A 22,104-nucleotide genomic window follows, 5' to 3' on the forward strand; every position below is an offset into this window, starting at 1 on the left:
GATGACCCACCGCATTCTGATCCTCGGCGGAACCACCGAAGCACGGCAACTGGCCGGCAAGCTTGCCGCGCGCGCGGATATTTCGGTCATGCTGTCGCTGGCCGGTCGCACCGAAAACCCGGCCGCGCAGGGGGTGCCGGTGCGGGTCGGCGGCTTCGGCGGTGCCGGCGGGCTGGCGGCGTATCTCCGCCAGAACAAGATCGACCTGCTGATTGACGCCACGCATCCCTATGCGGCGCGAATCTCCGCCAATGCGGCGGAAGCAGCGCGCATGACCGGCGTGCCTACCGTTGCGCTCAGGCGTCCCGGATGGGAGGCGGTCGAAGGTGATCGCTGGACGTTGGTCGACACCGTTGCCAGCGCGGTGACGGCTTTGGGATCGGTGCCGCGCCGTGTGTTCCTGGCGCTCGGGCGACAGGAGGTCGCTGCCTTCGAGGCAGCTCCCCGGCATCATTATCTCATTCGCAGTGTCGACCCGGTCGAGCCCAGGCTCGCTGTGCCCGACGCGGCCTATCTCTTGGCGCGCGGGCCGTTTCATGAGGTCGATGAGCGCACGCTGCTCGAAAGCCGTGGCATCGAAGTCGTTGTTTCCAAAAACAGCGGCGGCGAGGCGACCTACGGCAAGATCGCGGCGGCGCGGGCACTCGGCGTCGAGGTGATCATGATCCGCAGGCCGGCGTTGCCGGACGTTACGTCGGCGGGAACCATCGAATCGCTTGCCGCTATGGTCGATCATTTTCTGGTCGGTCATGTTCTTGGGCCCGCTGCCGAACGCGGCGTGTAGACCAGCGCGACCTTGTCACGCCGCTTGATGATCCTGGTTTCCGGCGAGCCGATGATGATGCAGGTCGCCATGTCGGCCTTCGCGGCATCGGCGTCGGCCAGCAGAAAAACCTCGATGCGCTCGTCGGGACGGCCGGCGGCACGGCCGAAGATCACCGGCGTGGTGCCGGGCAGGATCGCCGTCAGGCACTCGAAGGCGCGGCCAAGCTGCCAGGGACGTGCCTTGCTGATCGGATTGTAGAGCGCGATCACGAAGCCGGCGCCCGCCGCGGCAAGCAGGCGCAGCTCGATCAGATCCCACGGCTTCAGATTGTCGGACAACGAGATGGCACAGAAATCATGGCCGAGCGGCGCGCCGATGCGGGCGGCGACGGCGAGCATGGCGGTGATGCCGGGCACGATAGCGATGTCGACCGTGCGCCATTCGGGTGGGCCCGCCTCGATCGCCTCGCAGACGGCCGCCGCCATGGCGAAGACGCCGGGATCGCCGCCCGACACGACGGCGACATCGTGGCCTTCCGCAGCCTTCAGCAGCGCGTCCCTGGCGCGCGCGAGTTCCTCGCGATTGTCGGAAGCGACGCGGGTCTGGTCGGGGCGCAGATCGAGCCGGTCGAGATAAGGCTTATAGCCATAGAAGAATTTTGCCTCGGCAACGGCGCGGCTTGCCTCCGGCGTCACCTGGTCGGCGTTGCCGGGCCCGAGGCCGATGACGGTGAGGCGGCCGCTCATGCTTCTGCTTTCAATGCACTTGGCCGGCCCGACCAGCCGGCCACCAGCACGATGGCGAAATAGGGCGCCTGGTCGTCCTTTTTGTCGGCCAGCCGCATCGAGACGCCGCCCGGCATGGTGCCGCGCTCGACATAGATGGCCCGCGCCAGCTTGTCGGTTGCCTCCAGCGCGCGCCTGATCTTGGGCAGGTTGCGGCCGACCTTCATGATCACCGCGGCGTCGGTGTCGGCGAGGCGACGCGTCAGCTCGAATTCGCTCATCGTGCCCGGCAGCACCGTCAACACGTCGTCGCCCTGGACGATCGGCAGGCCGGTCGCCGACCAGCAGCCGGACATGGCGGTGACGCCCGGGATGACTTCGGTCGGAAAACGGTGCGCCAGCCGGACATGAAGATGCATGTAGGAGCCGTAGAAAAGCGGATCGCCTTCCGAAAGCACCGCGACCATCCTGCCGGCGCTGAGGTGCGCGGCGACCTTTTCGGCCGATTGCTCATAGAAATCGGTGATCTGCGAGCGGTAATCGCTGTGATCCTTGTCGATCTCGGTCGTCACCGGATAGAGCAGCGGCAGCTCAATCAAATCGGGGCGAAAATGCGCGCCGACGATGGCGCGCGCATTGCTGTTGTTGCCGCGCTTGGCGAAATGCGCAACGACATCGGCCTCGGCCAGCGCACGCACCGCCTTCAGCGTCAGCAGGTCGGGGTCGCCGGGACCGGTGCCGACGCCGACCAGTCGACCTTTTGCGATCACGTTCATAGGCCCGGCCTCGCCAATGCATTGAGGGCGGCGGCGGTCATGGCGCTGCCGCCCAGCCGGCCGCGCACGACGGCGTAAGGCACGCCGTAGGAATTTTCGGCCAGCGCATCCTTCGATTCGGCGGCACCGACAAACCCGACCGGCATGCCGATAATCGCCGCCGGCTTCGGCGCGCCGTCGCGCAGCTTTTCCAGCAGATAAAACAGGGCGGTTGGCGCATTTCCGATGGCGACGACCGAACCGGCTATGCGCTCGCCCCACAGGTCGATCGCTGCGGCCGAGCGGGTGTTGCCGATCTTTTTCGCGATGTCGGCGGTCCGCGGATCGCGGAGCGTGCAGATTACCTCGTTGCCGGCAGGCAGCCGGGCGCGCGTGACGCCGTGCGAGACCATCTGCGCGTCGCAGAAGATCGGCGCGCCGGCGCCCAGCGCTGTGCGTGCGGCGGCGACGAAATCGGTCGAGAAAACGAAGTGCCGCGCGGCCTCGACCTGGCCGCATGCATGGATCATGCGGATAGCGACGTCGGCCTCGGCTTCGGACAAGCGCGACAGGTCGGCCTCGGCGCGGATGATGGCGAAGGAGCGCTCATAGATCGCCGTGCCGTCATGGATGTAGTCATAGGCGGTCATGTTCATTCCTGTCGGTAAGCTTTGACGACGCCCGCCGTGCCGAGCCTCGCGAGGCAGGCGGCAACGGTTTCGCCGGGATGTCGTGCGCTGCGGATCGCCGCTGCAACGCGGCCGATGCCGTGCGCGGCGTCGTAGCCCGGCCTGTATCCGGCGGGCAATGCCTTTGCCGTCCCGTCCACGACAAGTCCGGCTCCGTTTTCGCCACCGACCAGGGTCAGCTCCGCTGGACCGGGATGGGCGCAGCCCTTGGCGCAGCCGGAGATGTGCAGCGTCAGCGAAGAATCGAGGATGTCGCGGCTTTCTGTAGCGATGATCTCGGCGATGTCGCGGGTGGAGATGCGGCCGGAGGCACAGGCGGGTGCGCCGGGGCAGGCGGCGATCCGGGTGCGCGGGTCGGCGGGGTCTGTGACGAAGCCGAGGGCGGCGGCTGTCTGCTGAAGCGAGTGGTAGGCGGTTGGCGAAAGGCCGATGAAAAGCAGCGCGCGGCTTGGAGCGAGGCGGATTTCGGTGACGCCCAGGGCGATGGCTTCTTGCGTGAGGCCGATGAGTTTTTGCGCGGGCATGCTGCCGAAGGGCAGGCCGATGCCGAGGGCACGGCCGTTGCTCAGGTTGAAGATACCAATGGGCGGGCGAAGGCGCTCGGCGGCGCCCCCCTCTGTCCTGCCGGACATCTCCCCCTCTAGGGGGGAGATTGCGCCTTGGTCTCCGCCTCCGCTAATCGCCGAAGTCGCGCCAAATACCAAGGCAGCAGAAGTACGGCCGTCGGCGGAACTGCCGATCTCCCCCCTAAAGGGGGAGATGTCCGGCAGGACAGAGGGGGGCGCGAAGGAATGCCAGCTTGCGAGAGATCTGCGCTGCCGTTCCGTCAAATCCCTTGCGTGAGCGTCGCGGCCTTTTTCGGCGACCATCCTTAGAATCGCGACGGCGATATCACGGGCTGCTTCCTCCTCGGCCATGGCGAGAGGCTTGGCATTCTGCCCGTCGCCAGCAACGGCTATCAGCCAGCGGACGCCCGCGTCGGTTCTGATCGCAGCCAGTCGTATGTCGGCCGTCACCGCATCCATCGTCAGTTGCCCGCCGCCGTCGATGACGACTGAAACCTTCGGACCGCGCCTTGCCGTCAGACCAGCCTCTTCAATCGCCACCCGAATCCGCTCCGCCATCGGGCGCGGGTCGGCTATCTCCTCCGGGGCGAGCCCGGCCAGCGGGCCGGTCTCGACCGGCACGCCGGTGCGCACGGCGATGCCGAGCGCATCGACCTCCATCGCCAGTAGCGGCGCGCTTGCCGGCGTCAGGCCGCGTATCTGCAGGCCGCCGCGGGCGGTCACTTCCATGATGCCGTTGCCATGGCGCAAGGCGGATTCGCAGAGTCCGATCAACGACTTCGGCAACAGTCCTCCAGCGACCGGATTGAGCCGCACCAGTAGCCCGTCGCCGGTTTGCATCGGCGCGGACAAGGCAGGGCAGGCGCCACGGCGCGAGAAAGCGTTCATGCCGCCACTCCCAGAGCTTGCGCTTCGGCAATCAGTGCGGCGAGATCGTCATCGATCGAGTTGCGCAGCGGATGCCAGAGCCCGCGCCGCCGTGCTGACAGCAAACGCTCGGCAATCACCTTCGCCGCCGCCGGGTTCTCGCGCAGGATGAAGGCGCGCACCACGGGGTCGCCAAGATAGGCATCGTGCACGGCGTCGATCAGCGTGCCTGATATGGCATGGGTAGTCTCGGCAAAGCCGACCAGCCGGTCGACCGTCTCGGCGAATTCCGAGGCGCCGCGCGGCCCGTGCCGCATCTGGCCGGCGATGAAGCGCGGGTTCACCGCGCGGGCGCGAACTACCCGGGATACGGCCTCACCAACCGAGCGCGGCTTGGGCCTTTGCGGGTCCGTGATGTCGAGGACGATGACGTCGGCGCTGCTGCCGAGCGCGGCAAGCGCTGCCGAAAAGCCGCCGATAAAGGCGACGTCGGCCGAGCCTTCGAGGATGTCGCGGCCGGGGTCGTCGCCGGTATGAACCAGAAGGTCGGCCTCAGCGATGCGGCCCTCGAACGCGCCGGGCGCCGAAATGCCTTCGCCCTCGGCGCCGCCATAGGCATGCGAAGTGGCGTCGAGGTAAGTGCGGCCGATCTCTTCGCGCGCAGCCCAGTCGCCGCTCGACAACAAGTCCTCGACGCCGGCGCCGTAAGTGCCCGGCGAGGTGCCGAAAATGCGCGGGCTGATCTTTCCATCCGCGCGGGTGCTGGCCGCCAGCGGGTTTTCCGAATCGTCCTCGTCGCGGGCGGCGACGGCGTTGGCGGCGGCATCGATCAGCGCGATCTGGGTCGGGAACATGTCGCGGAACAGGCCCGATATGCGCCAGGTGACATCGACGCGCGGGCGGCCGAGCGTTGCCGGCGGCAGCACCTCGATGCCGGTGATGCGGCCGGTGGCTGAATCCCATTGCGGCCGGCAGCCCATCAGCGCCAGGCCTTGCGCGATCTCCTCGCCGCCGGTGCGCAGCGAGGCCGACCCCCAGAGGTCGATGACCAGCGAGCGCGGCCAGTCGCCATGCGATTGCATGTAGCTGCGCAAGACCTCGTCGGCGGCCGCCCTGCCGAGATCGAACGATGTCGGCGTCGGCATGGTGCGCGGGTCGGCGGTAAACAAATTGCGCCCGGTCGGCAGCACATCGCTCCGGCCACGCGCCGGCGCGCCGGCCGGACCGGCAGCGACGTGGCGGCCGTCGAGGGCGGCAAGCAGCGCGGTTTTTTCAGCTGCCGCACTTTGCCGCCGTACCGGATCAGCTTCGCCTTCCGGCGAGCGGCCGTAAATGTGCAGGCCGTCCTTGATGGCGAAATCCTTGAGATCGCAGAGCCAGGCGTCGATGCGGCGCAAAGCCTCGTCGGCTGCGTCGGTCCTGGCGACACCAGCCTCTGAGGCGAGGCCGGTCTTTTCCGCCGTTTCGACGATCAGCTTCGCCAGGCGGTCGCGGCGGCGGCGGTCGAGCCCGTCGGCCTGGGCATATTCGTCGACCAGTCGTTCAAGCCTGTGCTGGTTTTCGTCCAGCCCGGCGCCGGTCAGTGGCGGCGGCAGATGGCCAAGCGTGACGGCGGCAACGCGCCGCTTGGCCTGGGCTGCCTCGCCGGGGTTGGAGACGATGAACGGATAAATGACGGGCAGGGCGCCGGCGACGATTTCGGGAAAGCAGTTTTCGCTGAGCGCAACGGTCTTGCCGGGCAGCCATTCCAGCGTGCCGTGGGCGCCGACATGGACAATTGCATGGATGCCGAGCGACTGGCGCAGCCAGAGGCCAAAGGCGACCAGCGCATGGCGAGGCGGCAATGTCGGGTCGTGATAGTCGGCGCGGCGGTCGACTGAGCGCCCGCGATCGGGGGCGAGCGCCACGGTGATGTTGCCGAACGTGGCCGTGCGGAAGGGGAATTTGGCGACGGCAGGCGCTTGAACACCCCTCTCTGTCCTGCCGGACATCTCCCCCTCAAGGGGAGAGATTGCTCCGTGACTTCTGCTTTCGCCAACTACCGACGGTATTAAGGTAGAGCCGTCGGCGAAACGGCCAATCTCCTCCCTTGAGGGGGAGATGTCCGGCAGGACAGAGGGGGGCGCCTCGCGCGAACCTGTCTCATCTTCCGCCTTACCCCATGCCGCCTCCACGGCAGCGAGTGCCGCAGTCGGTAACTCTGCAGAAAGAGCGAGATAATCGTCCAGTCTCAGCCCACCATTGCCCCGTTCCAGCAAATCCAACAACTCCCTTGGCGTTTGCGGAATCCTTTCAACGGCGTAGCCCTGTTCGCTCAGGTCGTGCAGCATTGCCAGCACGCTGGACGGCACGTCGAGGCCGACGGCGTAGCCGGTGCGACCGGGGGCGCTCGGATAGTCGGGGATCAGGATGGCGAGCTTGCGTTCCGCGCGCGGCGTCCGCCGCAGGCGCACGAATGCCTCGATACGGTTCGCCACTTGCGCGACGCGGTCGGGCTCTGGCCGGTTGGCGAAGGCGCGGAAGGCCAATGCGGGATCGGTTTCGCTTTCGCCCTTGAAGGAAATGGCGCCGGCCAGGATGCGGCCGTCGAGCTCGGGCAGGACGACATGCATGGCAAGGTCGGCGGGCGCCAGGCCGCGCTGATTGGTTTGCCAGATGTCGCGGCGGGTGGTTGCGACGATGACCTGGAACACCGGCACGCCGGCGCGGTCGAACAGGGTTTCAACGCCCGGCTCGGCCCCGGAGGCGAAAGCTGTGGCGGTGATGATGGCGGCAGGCTTCAGCGTTGCAAGCGCGGTTTCAACAAAGGCGAGTGAGGCCGGGTCCTTGAGGCTGGAGACGAAGATAGGCACGGGAGCCATGCCGCGCGCGCTCAGCGCTTCGAAAAGCGCGTCGATGGGCGCGACGTCGGCGGCGAGCAGCATCGAGCGGTAGAAGAGGATCGGCACGACTTCTCCCTCCCCCTCGAGGGGAGGGTGGCCCGAAGGGCCGGGTGGGGTCGTTGCGGCAGTGCTCGACATTTTTTTCTGTCGGCGCGCTTCAAAGTGTTGGCGCGCTTCGGAGAGGACCCCACCCCCGGCCTGCGGCCGGACCCTCCCCTCGAGGGGGAGGGGGACGCCGCGTTCTACGACCCCCAGCCCCGGCTCGTAAAATCCCGCCTTTGGCACGCTAACAGGTTCGGCTATCGCCGCACCCGATCCAGCGAGACTTGCCAGCCTCTGCACCAGCGCCGTCATATTTGCCGGCCCGCCCTCGCGGAAATAGCCCAGCAGGGCGTCCAACTCCTCGCGCGGCAGCGTCGAGCCTTCGATCAGTCGCAAATCCTCGTCGTGGCTCTCGCCCGGTAGGAGCGCCAGCTTGATACCGCGATTTCGCGCGATAACGGCGAGCTGGTCGCAGCCATAGCGCCACCACTCGTAGCCGCCGAGAATGCGGACCAGAATGACCTTGGCGTGGCGGGCGACGCTCTCGGTCCAGAGGTCGACGGACATCGGATGGCGCAGGTCGCGCAAGGCGGCGAGCCGCATCGAGGGCAGGCGGTCCGCATCCGCCTTCCACGCCGCCGCCAGCCCGGCCAGGTCGCTGTCGGTGAAGGACAGGGCCACGACATCCGCAGGCGTTTGCCTGAGATCGACAGGCTCGGCGAGATCGTCGAGCGAGGCGGATGTGGTGGTGAGGATGTGCATCGCGGCTCGTACCTGGGGTCAGCCGGCGAGGATACGCTCTATCGCCGGGCGGTTCAGCCCTTTCAGACCGATGACGACGAGGCGCGAACGGCGGTCGTCGTCAGCCGTCCAGGCGCGATCGTAATAATGGTTGACGCGGGGACCGACAGCCTGCAGCAGGAGCCGCATCGGCTTGCCGCCAACCTCGACGAAGCCCTTGACGCGCAACACGTTTTCTTCCGCCGCCGCCGTGGCGACGCGTTGTGCGAGCTCGTCCGGGTTGGAGACGGACGCGATGTCGATGACGAACGAGTCAAAATCGTCATGCTCGTGGTCGAGCTCGTCGTCGTGATGGGTCTTGCGGTTCTCGATGTCGTCCTCGACGGCGAGGCCGAGGCCGAGCAGCACCGACGGATCGACCTTGCCTTGCGAAGTCGGCACGATCTTCACCGCCCGCGCAACATGCTTGCCGATGACGGCATTGGCACGGGCCGAGCCGGCTGCGTCCATCAGGTCGCTCTTCGACAGGATGATCAGGTCGGCGCAAGCGAGCTGGTCTTCGAATACTTCCTCGACCGGATCGTCGTGTTCGAGCGTCTCGTCCTGCGCGCGCTGCGCCTGCAGGGCGTCCATGTCGTTGGCGACGCGGCCATCCGCCAGCGCCGGTCCGTCGACGACGGCGATGACGCCGTCGACGGTCACCCGGCTCTTGACCGACGGCCACTGGAAGGCCTGGACCAGCGGCTTGGGCAGGGCCAGCCCGGATGTCTCGATCAGGATATGGTCGACCCTCGGCATCAGCGACAGGATTTGGTCGAGCGCCGGGACGAAATCGTCGGCGACAGTGCAGCAGATGCAGCCATTGGCCAGCTCGACGATGTTTTCCTCGGGGCAGGTGTCGATGCCGCAGCCCTTCAGGATCTCGCCGTCGATGCCGATGTCGCCGAACTCGTTGACGATGATGGCCAGCCGCTTGCCTTTGGCGTTTTCGAGCAAATGGCGGATCAATGTCGTCTTGCCGGCGCCGAGAAATCCGGTAACGACGGTGCAGGGGACGCGCGAAAGGGAGGCAGCGGTCATATCAAGTCCTTCAAAAGGTCGAGGGGAGGGATGCGGGCAACCAGACCGCGCTTCAGACAATCGGGACGGCCGCGCCACGGAATGAGCCCATCCGTCGAGGTGGCGAACAGCTTTGCACCGGTCACGAGATCGGCGCCGCTGGTCGTGGTCAGGTCGCCGAAGACGTAACTCCAGCAGCCGTCGCGCAGCATGGCGGCGCTGAGCCGGCGCTTGCAATTGCCGAGGCATTCGACGGTGCGGATTTTGATGTTTTCGCCGGAAGCGGCGCGGCGCGTGTCCTCGGCGAGCAGTTCGCCGGCGCGGGGATGAGCGTCCGAACCGGTCTCGTCACGGCAGGAAGAGCAGACGATGACGGTAACGCCGGCCAGGGAATCGTCAGGGCCGGACAATAAATCCGCTGTCTCAGCCGAAAAACTGCTGTCGCGTTCCAAATCAGGCTCCTTGCCCGGAAAACCCGCCAGGCGATCGGATTCTTATGTCCTAGACGGCAGGTCTCCTGGCTCGCGGGTCATCGCCTTGGTGCCGCCTTCCCGGGAATATCCCAGTGGTTTTCGGCCTTGGCTCGTCGCTTACAGTTGCGGGGACAGCCGCGGATTTGAAATCGAGATTTCGCACCGCATTCCCTCTTGGCCCCTGCCGTTGCGGGCAGGGGACCGTCTGGAACAGATTTAGGCTTGTGGAGGCAGTCGTGTCAACGCACGTCTACGACGCGGCAATGTCGGCCAGCGCCGGCCCAAGATCACCGGCAGCTGTCACCTCGATGCGCTCAAGCCCGAGCCAGCCCTGCATCTGCTTCAATTCCTCGAAGAGTTCGGCAGCGGTTTGTGGCGGGGCGCCGGGCTCCGCATAGGCGGCATGGACGCGCAATACGCCGGCCGGACGGTCGGCCCTGAGGTCGACCCGCCCGACGATGCTGTCGCCGAGCAGGAACGGCAGCACGTAATAGCCATACCGGCGCTTTTCGGCCGGCGTGTAGATCTCGATGCGGTAGTGGAAGTCGAACAGCCGCTCGGTGCGCGACCGCTCGAAGACGACGGGATCGAACGGCGCAAGCAGGGCGCGCGCCTCGGTCCGGCGCGGCAAACGGGCGTTCTTGTGGAGATAGGCTGTTTTGCTCCAGCCGTCGACGCTCACCGGCAACAGCTCGCCAGCCTCGACCAGCTCCTCGATGCGGCCCTTGATATCGGCGGGCGAGAGGCGGAAATAGTCGCGCAGGTCGCCTGCCGTGGCGACGCCATGGGCGCGGGCGGAGATACGCAGCAATTCGCGGTGCGCATCCTCGGGGCAAGGAACCGGCAGAGCGAGTACCGCCGGCGGCAGTACGCGCTCCGGCAGATCGTAGAACCGCTCGAAGCCGCGGCGATGCGCTGTGGTGATGCGGCCGGCCCAGAACAGCCATTCGAAGGCGTGCTTGGCATGGCTCCAGCCCCACCAGCCACCATTGCCCTTTTGGCCTTCGAGGGCTGAAGCGGCGATCGGGCCGTGATCGACGACCTGGCGATAGATCTCCTCGATATAGGCGGCGTGCTCGCGGCCCCATTTGGCCAGTCCGCTGTACATTTCCTCGCCGCGCTCGGCCCGCTGCATGCGCCAGCGCATCAGCGGATAGGTCTCGACCGGCAGGAAGGAGGCTTCGTGCGCCCAATATTCAAAGACCATCCGCTTGCGCGTTATGGCGGCGTCGTCGAGCAGCGCCAGCTTGTAGGGGCCAAGCCGCGAATAGAGCGGCATGTAGTGGGCGCGCACCACGGCGCTGACGGAATCGATCTGCAGCAGGCCGGTACGGGCAAGCACGCGGGCCAGATGTCGGCGGTCGGGTGTACCGGCGGGTCGGGGGTCATTGAATCCCTGTGCCGCCAGCGCGATGCGGCGGGCCATGCGAAGCGAGATTTTTTCCTTCATCAATGCGGGTATCCTGATGATGCCGGACAGAGCAGAGAATCTGCGATTCCGCGCCATGCTAGCAGGGTTTTGTCGGTATCCATGTCAGGAGAGAAAAGTGGAGTGAAAAGTGAAAGAAATCAAACAGGAGCGGATCTGACCAGTTTTCCCGGATATGCCGCCCAGTACCGCGATTTGAACAAGGTTTGACTTGCTTCGCCGAAAGCGCTGCGCTAACCCTCGCCGCGTTGCAGCATAGAGCCCCCTTAAAACGGTTCAGTGGTTAAACTGTCACGCTTCCGCAAGTGGGTCCGGTGCTGTAATCAGAGTGGATTGGCCGCCAACGGAAACTGCAGCATGAACGCACTTTTAGGTTCGTACCTGCCCATCGTCCTGTTCATCGGCGTGGCGCTGGTGGTCGGGCTGGCGCTGCTTGCCGCACCCTTCCTGGTGGCCTACCGCAACCCCGATCCGGAAAAGCTTTCGGCCTATGAATGCGGCTTCAACTCGTTCGACGATGCGCGCATGAAGTTCGACATCCGCTTCTACCTGGTGTCGATCCTGTTCATCATCTTCGATCTGGAGGTGGCCTTCCTGTTTCCTTGGGCGGTGTCGTTCAGCCAGATCGGCATGCTCGGTTTTTGGTCGATGATGGTGTTTTTGGCGGTGCTGACCATCGGCTTTGCCTATGAATGGAAAAAAGGAGCGCTGGAATGGGATTGAACGACAGTTCCGGCACGCTCGTCGCGCCGAAGCCCAAGGGCCTCATCGACCCCAACACCGGCAGGCCGGTGGGGGAGGATGATCCGTTCTTCCTGGAGATCAACAACGAGCTCGCCGACAAGGGCTTTCTCGTCACCTCGACCGAGGCGCTGATCACCTGGGCGCGCAGCGGCTCGCTGATGTTCATGACCTTCGGTCTCGCCTGCTGCGCGGTCGAGATGATCCATACCTCGATGCCGCGCTATGACTCGGAAAGGTTCGGTGTTGCGCCGCGCGCGTCTCCGCGTCAGTCCGACATCATGATCGTTGCCGGCACGCTGACCAACAAGATGGCGCCGGCGCTGCGCAAGGTCTACGATCAGATGCCGGAGCCGCGCTACGTCATCTCGATGGGCTCCTGCGCCAATGGCGGCGGCTATTATCATTATTCCTATTCGGTGGTGCGCGGCTGCGACCGCATCGTGCCGGTCGACATCTACGTGCCCGGCTGCCCGCCGAGCGCCGAAGCGCTGCTCTACGGCATCCTTCTCCTGCAGAAGAAGATCCGCCGCACCGGCACGATCGAGCGGTGAGCGGCATGACCCAGGCGTTGAATGACCTCTCGACCTATCTCGGCGAGAAGCTGACCGGCCGGATCGGCGAGGTGGTGTTTGCCTATGGCGAACTCACCATCTCGGTCGAACCGCGCGACCTGATCGAGGTAGTGACCTTCCTGCGCGACGACCCGAAATGCCAGTTCATCTCGATCATCGATGTCTGCGGCGCGGATTATCCGTCGCGGGCAAAGCGCTTCGACGTCGTCTATCATTTGCTGTCGCCGAGGCAGAATATCCGCATCCGCATCAAGGTCCAGGCCGACGAAGAGACGCTGGTGCCGTCAATCACCGGCATATATCCCGGCGCCGACTGGTTCGAACGCGAAACCTACGATCTCTATGGCGTGCTGTTTTCGGGTCATCCCGATCTGCGGCGGATTCTGACCGACTACGGCTTCGAAGGCCATCCGCTGCGCAAGGACTTTCCGCTGACCGGCTTCGTCGAGGTGCGCTACGACGACGAAGCCAAGCGCGTCATCTACGAGCCGGTGGAGCTCAAGCAGGAATTCCGCAATTTCGATTTTCTGTCCCCATGGGAAGGCACGGATTATGTTCTGCCGGGGGACGAGAAGGCAAAACAGTGAATGGCTGAAACCTCCGTCCGCAACTTCAACATCAATTTCGGCCCGCAGCATCCGGCTGCGCACGGCGTTTTGCGCCTCGTGCTGGAGCTCGACGGCGAGGTCGTCGACCGCGTCGATCCGCATATCGGACTGTTGCATCGCGGCACGGAAAAGCTGATCGAGCACAAGACTTATCTGCAGGCGGTGCCTTATCTCGACCGGCTCGACTATTGCGCGCCGATGAACCAGGAGCATGCCTTTGCGCTTGCAGCCGAGCGGCTGCTCGGCATCGAGGTGCCGAAGCGCGGGCAGCTTATTCGAGTTCTCTACTCTGAGATCGGCCGCATCATGTCGCACATCCTCAATGTGACGACGCAGGCGATGGATGTCGGCGCGCTGACGCCGCCGCTGTGGGGCTTCGTCGAGCGCGAAAAGCTGATGGTGTTCTATGAGCGTGCCAGCGGCTCGCGCATGCATGCAGCCTATTTCCGGCCGGGCGGCGTGCATCAGGACCTGCCGCAGAAGCTGATCGAGGACATCGGCAAGTGGATTGACCCGTTCCTGAAGTCGATCGACGACCTCGACGCGCTCTTGACCGGTAACCGTATTTTCAAGCAGCGCAATGTCGACATTGCCACTGTCTCCCTGGCGGACGCCTGGGCCTGGGGGTTTTCCGGCGTCATGGTGCGCGGCTCGGGTGCGCCGTGGGACCTGCGCAAATCGCAACCCTACGAATGCTATGCCGAGCTGGACTTCGACATTCCGGTCGGCAAGAACGGCGACTGTTTCGACCGTTATCTGGTGCGCATGGAAGAGATGCGGCAGTCGGCGAAAATCATGCGCCAGTGCGTCGACCTGTTGCTCGGCAAGGAAGGCGGCGGGCCGGTGTCGAACCTCGACGGCAAGGTGGTGCCGCCGAAGCGCGCGGCGATGAAGCGCTCGATGGAAGCGCTGATCCATCACTTCAAGCTCTACACCGAAGGCTACCGCGTGCCGGCCGGCGAGGTCTATGCCGCGGTCGAGGCTCCGAAGGGCGAGTTCGGCGTCTATCTCGTCTCCGACGGCACCAACAAGCCCTACCGCTGCAAGCTGCGCGCGCCGGGCTTTGCGCATCTGCAAGCCATGGACTTTTTGTGCCGCGGCCACATGCTGGCCGACGTCACCGCCGTTCTCGGCTCCCTCGACATCGTGTTTGGTGAGGTCGATCGCTAAATGTCAGTCCGCCGTCTCGCAGAAGCCAGCCTCCAGCCAGCCTCCTTCGCCTTCAACCGGGCGAATGCGGCAGCGGCGAAGCAGTGGATCAAGAAATATCCGAAGGGGCGCGAGCAATCCGCGATCATCCCCTTGCTGATGCTGGCGCAGGAGCAGGAAGGCTGGGTGACCAAGGCGGCGATCGAGGCGATCTCCGACATGCTCGGCATGCCCTATATCAGAGGGCTGGAAGTCGCCACCTTCTATACGCAATACCAACTCAATCCGGTCGGCAGCCGCGCCCATATCCAGGTCTGCGGCACCACGCCCTGCATGCTGCGCGGCTCGGAAGCGCTGATGGATGTGTGCCGCTCGAAGATCCATCACGACCAGTTCCACACCAACGACAAAGGCACGCTGTCGTGGGAGGAGGTCGAGTGTCTCGGCGCCTGCGTCAACGCGCCGATGGTGATGATATTCAAGGACACCTATGAGGATTTGACGCCGGAGCGGCTTGCCGAGATCATCGACCTTTATGACGCCGGTAAGGGCGCCACGGTGGAACCGGGACCGCAAAACGGCCGCGTCACTTCCGAGCCGGCCAGCGGCCTGACGACCCTTAAGAGTGAAAAGGCGATCCTCAAGGCGACCCGCGACCGGGAAACCAGGGCCGCGACCAAGGCCGCCAAGGAAGCGGCGCCGGCGGCCGCTGCCGCAGCGCCGGTTCCGCCTGCTGCCGCGCCTGCACCGGCGCCAGTTGCGCCCTCGAATGCCAGCAAGCCGAAGACCGATGCGGTCGAGACCAGCCCGGCGCTGAAATCGCCGTCGGCGACAAAAGTCGCGCCCGCGGCGGAGAAGGCGGCGAGCGTTGCAGCGCCTCTGCATTCGGCCGCCAATGCCAACAAGGCCGAGCCGCAGGTCGAGGACGTCTCGAAACAGCGCAAAGGCTCCAAGAACAAGGCCGAGCCGGCGTCTGCTTTCAAAGCGCCGGAGGCCAAGGTTAAACCGGCGAAGGCTGCCGCCGAAGCGGCCAAGCCGTCGCCCGGAAACAAGCGCCGGCCGACCGGCAAGAAGCCGGTCTGAAGGAACGAGCAATGCTTCAGGACAGAGACCGCATCTTCAACAATATCTACGGCCGCTTCGACAAGTCGCTGGCCGGCGCCATGGCGCGCGGCGCCTGGGACAACACGCCCGGCATCATCGCCAAGGGGCGCGAGTGGATCGTCAACGAGATGAAGGCATCGGGCCTGCGCGGCCGCGGCGGCGCCGGCTTCCCGACCGGGCTGAAATGGTCGTTCATGCCCAAGCAGAGCGACGGCCGGCCGAGTTATCTCGTTGTCAATGCCGACGAATCCGAACCCGGCACCTGCAAGGACCGCGATATATTGCGCCACGATCCGCATACGCTGGTCGAGGGCTGCCTGATCGCGGGCTTCGCCATGGGCGCGGTCGCCGCCTACATCTATGTGCGCGGCGAGTTCATCCGCGAGCGCGAGGCGCTGCAGCGCGCCATCGACGAGGCCTATGCGGCCAAGCTGATCGGCAAGAACAACACGTCCGGCTATGATTTCGACATCTACATGCACCATGGCGCCGGCGCCTATATCTGCGGCGAGGAAACGGCGCTGCTCGAAAGCCTCGAGGGCAAGAAGGGCCAGCCGCGGCTGAAGCCGCCTTTCCCGGCCAATGTCGGCCTCTATGGCTGCCCGACGACGGTCAACAATGTCGAGTCGATCGCTGTCGCGCCAACCATTCTGCGCCGCGGTGCGGCCTGGTTCTCGTCCTTCGGCCGGCCCAACAATGCCGGCACCAAGCTGTTCTGCATCTCCGGCCACGTCAACAATCCGTGCACCGTCGAAGAGGCGATGTCGATCCCGTTCCGCGAACTGATCGAGACGCATTGCGGAGGCATCCGCGGCGGCTGGGACAATCTGCTGGCGGTCATTCCGGGCGGCGCCTCGGTGCCGTTGGTGCCGGCCGAGCAGATCATCGACGCGCCGATGGATTTCGATGCGCTGCGCGACCTGAAATCGGGCCTAGGCACCGCGGCTGTCATCGTCATGGACAAATCGACCGATGTCGTGAAGGCGATCGCGCGGCTGTCCTATTTCTACAAGCACGAGAGCTGCGGCCAGTGCACGCCCTGCCGTGAGGGCACGGGCTGGATGTGGCGGGTGATGGAACGGCTGGTGCGCGGCGAGGCGCAGAAGCGCGAGATCGACATGCTGCTCGACGTGACCAAGCAGGTCGAGGGCCACACGATCTGCGCTCTGGGCGATGCGGCGGCATGGCCGATCCAGGGTCTGATGCGGCATTTCCGTGGCGAGGTGGAGCGGCGCATCGACGAGTTTTCGCGCAACGCACACCGAGCCGAACCGGTGCTGGCGGCGGCGGAATAGAAGAATTCAAAAAAATGCGGGCGAATGCCCGAAACGAGGAAACGAGCGCGGGGCAGACGGAAACGACCAGGAGACCACCTATGTCGCTGTTTTCGATACCCGACGATTTGACGCCCGATGGGGACCCGTTCTTGAAGATGAACCAGGACCTGACCAGGACAATGCCGAAGGAGATGGCCAGCGCCGTCAATCTCCTGGCGCATCCTGTCGCCGGCGCGGCGGCGATGACGGCACTCGGCATCGGGCTTGCCAACCACGCCTTTGGCGTCTGGATGGGCGTGCTTTCAGGCGTGGCCGAGACCTCGCAGCGGCTTTGGCAGCCGGTCACCGAGGATTTCGAGGCCCGGACCGAACGCGTTTCCGCGACCGGCAAAAGCTCCTCGACCAAGGCGCGCGCAGCCACCAAAACCCTGATTGCCGAGGCGCAGTCCTTCGCTAATGACGTGACCGACATTGCAACAAGCACTGCGGCGCGGAGCGTGGCGAATGCCAGCACCGTTGCAGCGGACGCGTCGGCCGGACTGATGCCGGAGGATTTCAAGCAGCCCAAGCCGATGGACCGGCCAGCCGTGCGCGTCGACCTCAAGGCGATATCGGGCATCGGACCGAAACTGGAAAAGGTGCTTAATGGCCTTGGCATCTGGACATACGCCCAGATTGCCGCGTGGACGCCGCAAGAGATCGCCTGGGTCGAGGATTACCTGTCGTTGAAGGGCCGTATCGGCCGTGACGGCTGGATCGGTCAGGCGGCCGCATTGGCCGAGGCCAAAAATTGAATTCAATACCGTGCGCGGTGTCGGCTGCGCCCGGAAGGAAAGATTGCGGAACGTCCGCAGGGGTTTGAGGCGAAATGGCAAAGCTCAAGGTCGACGGGAAAGAGATCACTGTACCCGACCACTACACGCTGCTGCAGGCGGCCGAGGACGCAGGTGCTGAAGTGCCGCGCTTCTGCTTCCATGAGCGGCTGTCGATCGCCGGCAATTGCCGCATGTGCCTGATCGAGGTGAAGGGCGGCCCGCCCAAGCCGCAGGCGTCCTGCGCCATGGGCGTGCGCGACCTGCGCCCCGGTCCAAATGGCGAGCCGCCGGAAATCTTCACCAACACGCCGATGGTCAAGAAGGCCCGCGAAGGCGTGATGGAATTCCTGCTGATCAACCATCCGCTGGACTGCCCGATCTGCGATCAGGGCGGCGAGTGCGATCTGCAGGACCAGGCGATGGCGTTCGGGGTCGATTCCTCGCGCTACCACGAGAACAAGCGGGCGGTCGAAGACAAGTATATCGGGCCGCTGGTCAAGACGATCATGAACCGCTGCATCCATTGCACGCGCTGCGTCCGCTTTACCACCGAGATTGCGGGCATATCCGAGCTCGGCCTGATCGGCCGCGGCGAGGATGCCGAGATCACCACCTATCTCGAAAGCGCGATGACGTCGGAACTGCAGGGCAATGTCATCGACCTTTGTCCGGTCGGCGCGCTGACCTCCAAACCCTACGCTTTCCAGGCACGGCCGTGGGAACTGACCAAGACCGAATCCATCGACGTGATGGACGCCGTCGGCTCGGCGATCCGCGTCGATAGCCGGGGCCGCGAAGTGATGCGCATCCTGCCGCGCACCAACGAGGCGGTGAACGAGGAGTGGATTTCCGACAAGACCCGCTTCATCTGGGACGGTCTGCGCACGCAGCGCCTCGACCGGCCCTATGTGCGCAAGGACGGCAGACTGGCCCCGGCAAGCTGGGCGGAGGCTTTTGCCGCGATCAAGGAAGCGGTGTCGAATGCCGCACCCGAAAAGATCGGCGCCATTGCCGGCGATCTTGCAGCCGTCGAGGAGATCTACGCGCTTAAGCTTCTGATGGCTTCGCTCGGCTCGAAGAACACCGACTGCCGCCAGGACGGTGCCGCACTCGATCCGTCGCTCGGCCGGGCGAGCTATGTCTTCAACCCGACCATCGAAGGCATCGAACAGGCCGATGCGGTGCTGATCGTCGGCGCCAATCCGCGCTTCGAGGCATCCCTGCTCAACGCCCGCATCCGCAAGCGCTGGCGGGCCGGCAATCTGTCGGTCGGCGTCATCGGCGATGTCGGCGATACCCGCTATGATTACGAGCAGCTCGGCGCCGGGCCGGAATCGCTGAAGGATCTGGCCGACGGCAACGGCAAGTTCTTCCAGCTGCTGAAGAAGGCGACGCATCCGCTGATCATCGTCGGACAGGGTGCGCTGGCGCGTCCAGACGGGACGGCCGTGCTTGGCCAGGCGGCGAAGCTCGCCGTCGCAGTCAACGCCGCTAGAGCCGACTGGAACGGCTTTGCCGTGCTGCACACCGCCGCGGCGCGTGTCGGCGGCCTCGATGTCGGCTTCGTACCGGGCGAGGGCGGCAGGAATGTCGCCGGCATGCTGGGCGAGACCGACGTGCTGTTCCTGCTCGGCGCCGACGAGATCGACATGGCCAAGACCGGCGGCGCTTTCGTCGTCTATATCGGCACGCATGGCGACAAGGGCGCGCATCGCGCCAACGTCATCCTGCCGGGCGCCGCCTATACCGAGAAGTCGGGCACCTTCGTCAACACCGAAGGCCGCGTGCAGCAGACCAACCGGGCCGGCTTCGCGCCCGGCGAAGCGCGCGAGGACTGGGCGATTCTCAGGGCTCTGTCGGATGTGCTCGGCAAGAAGCTGCCGTTCGATTCGCTGCCGCAGCTGCGCGCAAAGCTCTATGCGGAATACCCGCATCTTGCCCGCATCGACCATGTCGCGGCTGGCGACCCGGCCGACATCGCCAGGGTTGCCAAGCTCGGCGGGCGGCTGAACAAGGGCACCTTCGTCTCGCCGGTCAAGGATTTCTACCTGACCAATCCGATCGCGCGGGCTTCCGCGGTGATGGCCGAATGCTCGGCTTTGGCGAAAAACGGCTTCAGGCAGGCGGCGGAGTAGACATGGACACCTTCTTCTCCTTCTACGTGCTGCCGGCGCTGCTGATCCTTTTGAAGTCGGTCGTGCTGATCGTCGTGCTGTTGATCTTCGTCGCCTATGTGCTTTACGCCGACCGCAAGATCTGGGCGGCGGTGCAATTGCGCCGCGGACCGAACGTCGTCGGCCCGTGGGGCACGCTGCAGGCCTTCGCCGATCTGCTGAAATTCGTCTTCAAGGAACCGGTGATCCCGTCCGGCGCCAATAAGGGCGTTTTCCTGCTGGCGCCCTTGGTGTCGGCGGTGCTGGCGATCTCTGCATGGGCGGTCATACCGGTCAATGAAGGCTGGGCGATCGCCAACGTCAATGTCGGCATCCTCTATGTCTTCGCCATCTCCTCGCTCGAGGTCTATGGCGTGATCATGGGCGGCTGGGCGTCCAATTCGAAATACCCGTTCCTTGGCGCGCTGCGCTCGGCGGCGCAGATGGTGTCCTACGAAGTCTCGATCGGCTTTGTCATCGTCACCGTGCTGCTTTGCGTCGGCTCGCTCAACCTGTCCGACATCGTCCTGTCGCAGCAGGACGGGCTGGGCACGCGGCTCGGCCTGCCCAACACCTTCCTCGACTGGCATTGGCTGTCGCTGTTCCCGATGTTCATCGTCTTCTTCATCTCGGCGTTGGCCGAGACCAACCGTCCGCCCTTCGACCTCGTGGAAGCCGAATCGGAACTCGTCGCCGGCCATATGGTCGAATATTCCTCGACGCCGTTCCTATTGTTCTTCCTCGGCGAATATGTCGCCGTCGTCCTGATGTGCGCGTTGGCAACCATCCTGTTCCTTGGCGGCTGGCTGCCGCCCTTCAACTTCGCGCCGTTCACCTGGGTGCCGGGGCTGATCTGGTTCGTGCTCAAGGTCTGCCTGGTGTTCTTCATGTTCTCCATGGTGAAGGCGTTCGTGCCGCGCTATCGCTACGACCAGCTGATGCGACTCGGCTGGAAGGTGTTCCTGCCGATCTCGCTGTTCATGGTGGTCGCCACCGCCGCTTTCCTAAAGATCACGGGGTTTGCCTGATGTCTGCATTATCCCAGGCCGCCAAGTCACTGCTTTTGCAGGATTTCGTCGGCGCTTTCTTTCTGTCGATGCGCCAGTTCTTCGCGCCGAAGGAGACGATCAACTATCCGCATGAGAAGGGACCGGTCAGCCCGCGCTTCCGCGGCGAGCATGCGCTGCGCCGCTACCCGAACGGCGAGGAACGCTGCATCGCCTGCAAATTGTGCGAGGCGATCTGCCCGGCACAGGCCATCACCATCGAAGCCGGCCCACGCCGCAATGACGGCACGCGGCGCACCGTGCGCTACGACATCGACATGGTGAAATGCATCTATTGCGGCTTCTGCCAGGAAGCATGCCCGGTCGACGCCATCGTCGAGGGACCGAATTTCGAGTTCGCGACGGAGACGCGCGAGGAACTTTACTACGACAAGGACAGGCTTCTGGCCAATGGTGACCGCTGGGAGCGTGAGCTGGCGCGCAACATCTCGCTGGATGCGCCTTACCGCTGATATTTGACGCATGGACGGGGCGAGGGCCTCGTTCAGAGGATGATCCCGAAAAGTTGCAGACTTTTCGGACAAGATCATCCTCCGGAATGAAAGAGTGTCGCATGTTTTCTTTTCGATCGGGTCTTTCAACCCGATCGGAACATGCGATAGGAACACGCAACTTGCCGACCGGAGGCGGTGGCAAAAAACAGGACGAACGTCCTGTTCTGACAGGAAACCCGGGGGAACCCATGCTGAGTGGACTAGAGGCGGCCTTTTTCTACCTCTTCGCCTTTGTCGCGGTGGCATCGGCGTTCATGGTCATTTCGGCGCGCAATCCCGTGCATTCGGTGCTGTTCCTGATCCTGACCTTCTTCAACGCCGCCGGCCTGTTCATGCTGACCGGCGCCGAGTTCCTGGCGATGATCCTGCTCGTCGTCTATGTCGGCGCGGTGCTGGTGCTGTTCCTGTTCGTGGTCATGATGCTCGATGTCGACTTCGCCGAGATGAAGGAAGGCGCCCTGCAATATGCACCGATCGGCGCGCTGGTCGGGCTGATCCTGGCGGCGGAGCTGATCGTGGTGCTCGGCGGCTATACATTCGCGCCGAAACTGGCGGCGACGGTCGCCAAGCCCATTCCGGACCTGGCCGCGCGCTCCAATACGGCAGCGCTCGGCGACATCCTCTATACGGATTACCTCTATTACTTCCAGGTAGCTGGCCTGGTGCTGCTGGTCGCCATGATCGGCGCCATCGTGCTGACGCTGCGCCACAAGCCGGGCGTCAAGCGGCAGTCGATCGCCGCCCAGGTCGGCCGCACGGCGGCAACCGGAGTGGAAATCCGCAAGGTCAAGACGGGCGAAGGAGTCTGAGATGGTCGTCGGCATCGCGCACTACCTGACCGTATCGGCGATCCTGTTCACGCTCGGCGTGTTCGGTATCTTCCTGAACCGCAGGAACGTCATCGTCATCCTGATGTCGATCGAGCTGATCCTGCTTGCGGTCAACATCAATTTCGTCGCCTTTTCGGCGGCGCTCGGCGATTTGGTCGGCCAGGTGTTCGCACTGTTCGTGCTGACGGTCGCGGCGGCCGAAGCGGCGATCGGCCTCGCCATTCTCGTCGTCTTCTTCCGCAACCGCGGCTCGATCGCGGTCGAAGACGTGAACATGATGAAGGGTTGACGGAAACC

21 protein-coding genes and 1 riboswitch are annotated in these 22,104 nt (G+C 64.7%); of the genes, 13 read left to right on the forward strand and 8 right to left on the reverse strand.

Annotated features, from left to right (window positions below; genetic code table 11):
• The first annotated feature begins 1 nt into the window (after position 1).
• Positions 2–784: a cobalt-precorrin-6A reductase gene (locus NKJ72_RS13555; RefSeq protein ID WP_352477734.1), complete on the forward strand. Its 783-nt coding sequence runs from the start codon at positions 2–4 to the stop codon at positions 782–784.
• On the opposite strand, the gene NKJ72_RS13560 is transcribed toward NKJ72_RS13555, so the two are convergent.
• The 8 genes from NKJ72_RS13560 to NKJ72_RS13595 all read right to left on the reverse strand — a co-directional run bounded on the left by NKJ72_RS13560 (position 748) and on the right by NKJ72_RS13595 (position 11,015).
• A complete protein-coding gene (locus tag NKJ72_RS13560) occupies positions 748–1,512 on the reverse strand; it encodes a precorrin-3B C(17)-methyltransferase (RefSeq protein WP_352477541.1) in 765 nt (254 codons plus the stop codon). The genes NKJ72_RS13555 and NKJ72_RS13560 overlap by 37 nt on opposite strands.
• Positions 1,509–2,267 (reverse strand): precorrin-2 C(20)-methyltransferase, encoded by a 759-nt coding sequence (locus NKJ72_RS13565; protein WP_352477542.1) that lies wholly within the window; start codon positions 2,265–2,267, stop codon positions 1,509–1,511. Before NKJ72_RS13565 ends, NKJ72_RS13560 begins: the two co-directional genes overlap by 4 nt.
• Positions 2,264–2,896 carry a precorrin-8X methylmutase gene (locus tag NKJ72_RS13570; protein ID WP_352477543.1) on the reverse strand — a complete coding sequence of 211 codons (633 nt, stop codon included), beginning with the start codon at positions 2,894–2,896 and terminating at the stop codon, positions 2,264–2,266. Before NKJ72_RS13570 ends, NKJ72_RS13565 begins: the two co-directional genes overlap by 4 nt.
• A gap of 2 nt (positions 2,897–2,898) precedes the next feature.
• Entirely contained in the window at positions 2,899–4,389 is a 1,491-nt protein-coding gene (gene cobG, locus NKJ72_RS13575; RefSeq protein WP_352477544.1) for a precorrin-3B synthase, read from the reverse strand.
• Entirely contained in the window at positions 4,386–8,054 is a 3,669-nt protein-coding gene (gene cobN, locus NKJ72_RS13580) for a cobaltochelatase subunit CobN (RefSeq protein WP_352477545.1), read from the reverse strand. The genes cobG and cobN overlap by 4 nt, the downstream gene beginning before the upstream one ends.
• A gap of 18 nt (positions 8,055–8,072) precedes the next feature.
• Complete coding sequence (gene cobW, locus NKJ72_RS13585) at positions 8,073–9,113, reverse strand: cobalamin biosynthesis protein CobW (RefSeq protein ID WP_352477547.1); 1,041 nt, start codon at positions 9,111–9,113, stop codon at positions 8,073–8,075.
• Positions 9,110–9,544: a DUF1636 family protein gene (locus tag NKJ72_RS13590; protein WP_352477548.1), complete on the reverse strand. Its 435-nt coding sequence runs from the start codon at positions 9,542–9,544 to the stop codon at positions 9,110–9,112. The genes cobW and NKJ72_RS13590 overlap by 4 nt, the downstream gene beginning before the upstream one ends.
• A 38-nt stretch (positions 9,545–9,582) precedes the next feature.
• Positions 9,583–9,786: riboswitch (cobalamin riboswitch) on the reverse strand.
• A 29-nt stretch (positions 9,787–9,815) separates the two neighbouring features.
• Positions 9,816–11,015 carry a winged helix-turn-helix domain-containing protein gene (locus tag NKJ72_RS13595; protein ID WP_352477736.1) on the reverse strand — a complete coding sequence of 400 codons (1,200 nt, stop codon included), beginning with the start codon at positions 11,013–11,015 and terminating at the stop codon, positions 9,816–9,818.
• Between the two features lie 336 nt (positions 11,016–11,351).
• On the opposite strand from NKJ72_RS13595, the gene NKJ72_RS13600 reads away from it, so the two are divergent.
• The 12 genes from NKJ72_RS13600 to nuoK all read left to right on the forward strand — a co-directional run bounded on the left by NKJ72_RS13600 (position 11,352) and on the right by nuoK (position 22,096).
• A complete protein-coding gene (locus NKJ72_RS13600) occupies positions 11,352–11,717 on the forward strand; it encodes an NADH-quinone oxidoreductase subunit A (protein ID WP_023720750.1) in 366 nt (121 codons plus the stop codon).
• Complete coding sequence (locus NKJ72_RS13605; RefSeq protein WP_023720749.1) at positions 11,708–12,289, forward strand: NuoB/complex I 20 kDa subunit family protein; 582 nt, start codon at positions 11,708–11,710, stop codon at positions 12,287–12,289. The genes NKJ72_RS13600 and NKJ72_RS13605 overlap by 10 nt, the downstream gene beginning before the upstream one ends.
• Positions 12,290–12,294: 5 nt before the next feature.
• On the forward strand, positions 12,295–12,897 hold the full coding sequence (locus NKJ72_RS13610; protein ID WP_254818102.1) for an NADH-quinone oxidoreductase subunit C: 603 nt from the start codon (positions 12,295–12,297) through the stop codon (positions 12,895–12,897).
• Complete coding sequence (locus NKJ72_RS13615) at positions 12,898–14,088, forward strand: NADH-quinone oxidoreductase subunit D (RefSeq protein ID WP_254818103.1); 1,191 nt, start codon at positions 12,898–12,900, stop codon at positions 14,086–14,088. It begins immediately after the preceding gene.
• Positions 14,089–15,150 (forward strand): NADH-quinone oxidoreductase subunit NuoE, encoded by a 1,062-nt coding sequence (gene nuoE, locus NKJ72_RS13620; RefSeq protein WP_352477550.1) that lies wholly within the window; start codon positions 14,089–14,091, stop codon positions 15,148–15,150.
• 11 nt (positions 15,151–15,161) lie between these two features.
• Positions 15,162–16,466 (forward strand): NADH-quinone oxidoreductase subunit NuoF, encoded by a 1,305-nt coding sequence (gene nuoF, locus NKJ72_RS13625; RefSeq protein WP_254818105.1) that lies wholly within the window; start codon positions 15,162–15,164, stop codon positions 16,464–16,466.
• 80 nt (positions 16,467–16,546) lie between these two features.
• Positions 16,547–17,242 (forward strand): helix-hairpin-helix domain-containing protein, encoded by a 696-nt coding sequence (locus NKJ72_RS13630; protein WP_352477551.1) that lies wholly within the window; start codon positions 16,547–16,549, stop codon positions 17,240–17,242.
• Positions 17,243–17,316: 74 nt separating this feature from the next.
• Positions 17,317–19,398 (forward strand): NADH-quinone oxidoreductase subunit NuoG, encoded by a 2,082-nt coding sequence (gene nuoG / locus NKJ72_RS13635; RefSeq protein ID WP_352477552.1) that lies wholly within the window; start codon positions 17,317–17,319, stop codon positions 19,396–19,398.
• A gap of 2 nt (positions 19,399–19,400) precedes the next feature.
• A complete protein-coding gene (gene nuoH, locus NKJ72_RS13640) occupies positions 19,401–20,444 on the forward strand; it encodes an NADH-quinone oxidoreductase subunit NuoH (protein ID WP_292663045.1) in 1,044 nt (347 codons plus the stop codon).
• Complete coding sequence (nuoI, locus tag NKJ72_RS13645) at positions 20,444–20,935, forward strand: NADH-quinone oxidoreductase subunit NuoI (protein ID WP_254818109.1); 492 nt, start codon at positions 20,444–20,446, stop codon at positions 20,933–20,935. The genes nuoH and nuoI overlap by 1 nt, the downstream gene beginning before the upstream one ends.
• 230 nt (positions 20,936–21,165) lie before the next feature.
• On the forward strand, positions 21,166–21,786 hold the full coding sequence (locus NKJ72_RS13650) for an NADH-quinone oxidoreductase subunit J (RefSeq protein WP_023676621.1): 621 nt from the start codon (positions 21,166–21,168) through the stop codon (positions 21,784–21,786).
• Position 21,787: 1 nt separating this feature from the next.
• Positions 21,788–22,096: an NADH-quinone oxidoreductase subunit NuoK gene (gene nuoK / locus NKJ72_RS13655; RefSeq protein ID WP_023676620.1), complete on the forward strand. Its 309-nt coding sequence runs from the start codon at positions 21,788–21,790 to the stop codon at positions 22,094–22,096.
• The last annotated feature ends 8 nt before the right edge of the window (positions 22,097–22,104 follow it).

The organism is Mesorhizobium sp. M0045 (genome assembly GCF_040323385.1).
Lineage (GTDB): Bacteria > Pseudomonadota > Alphaproteobacteria > Rhizobiales > Rhizobiaceae > Mesorhizobium.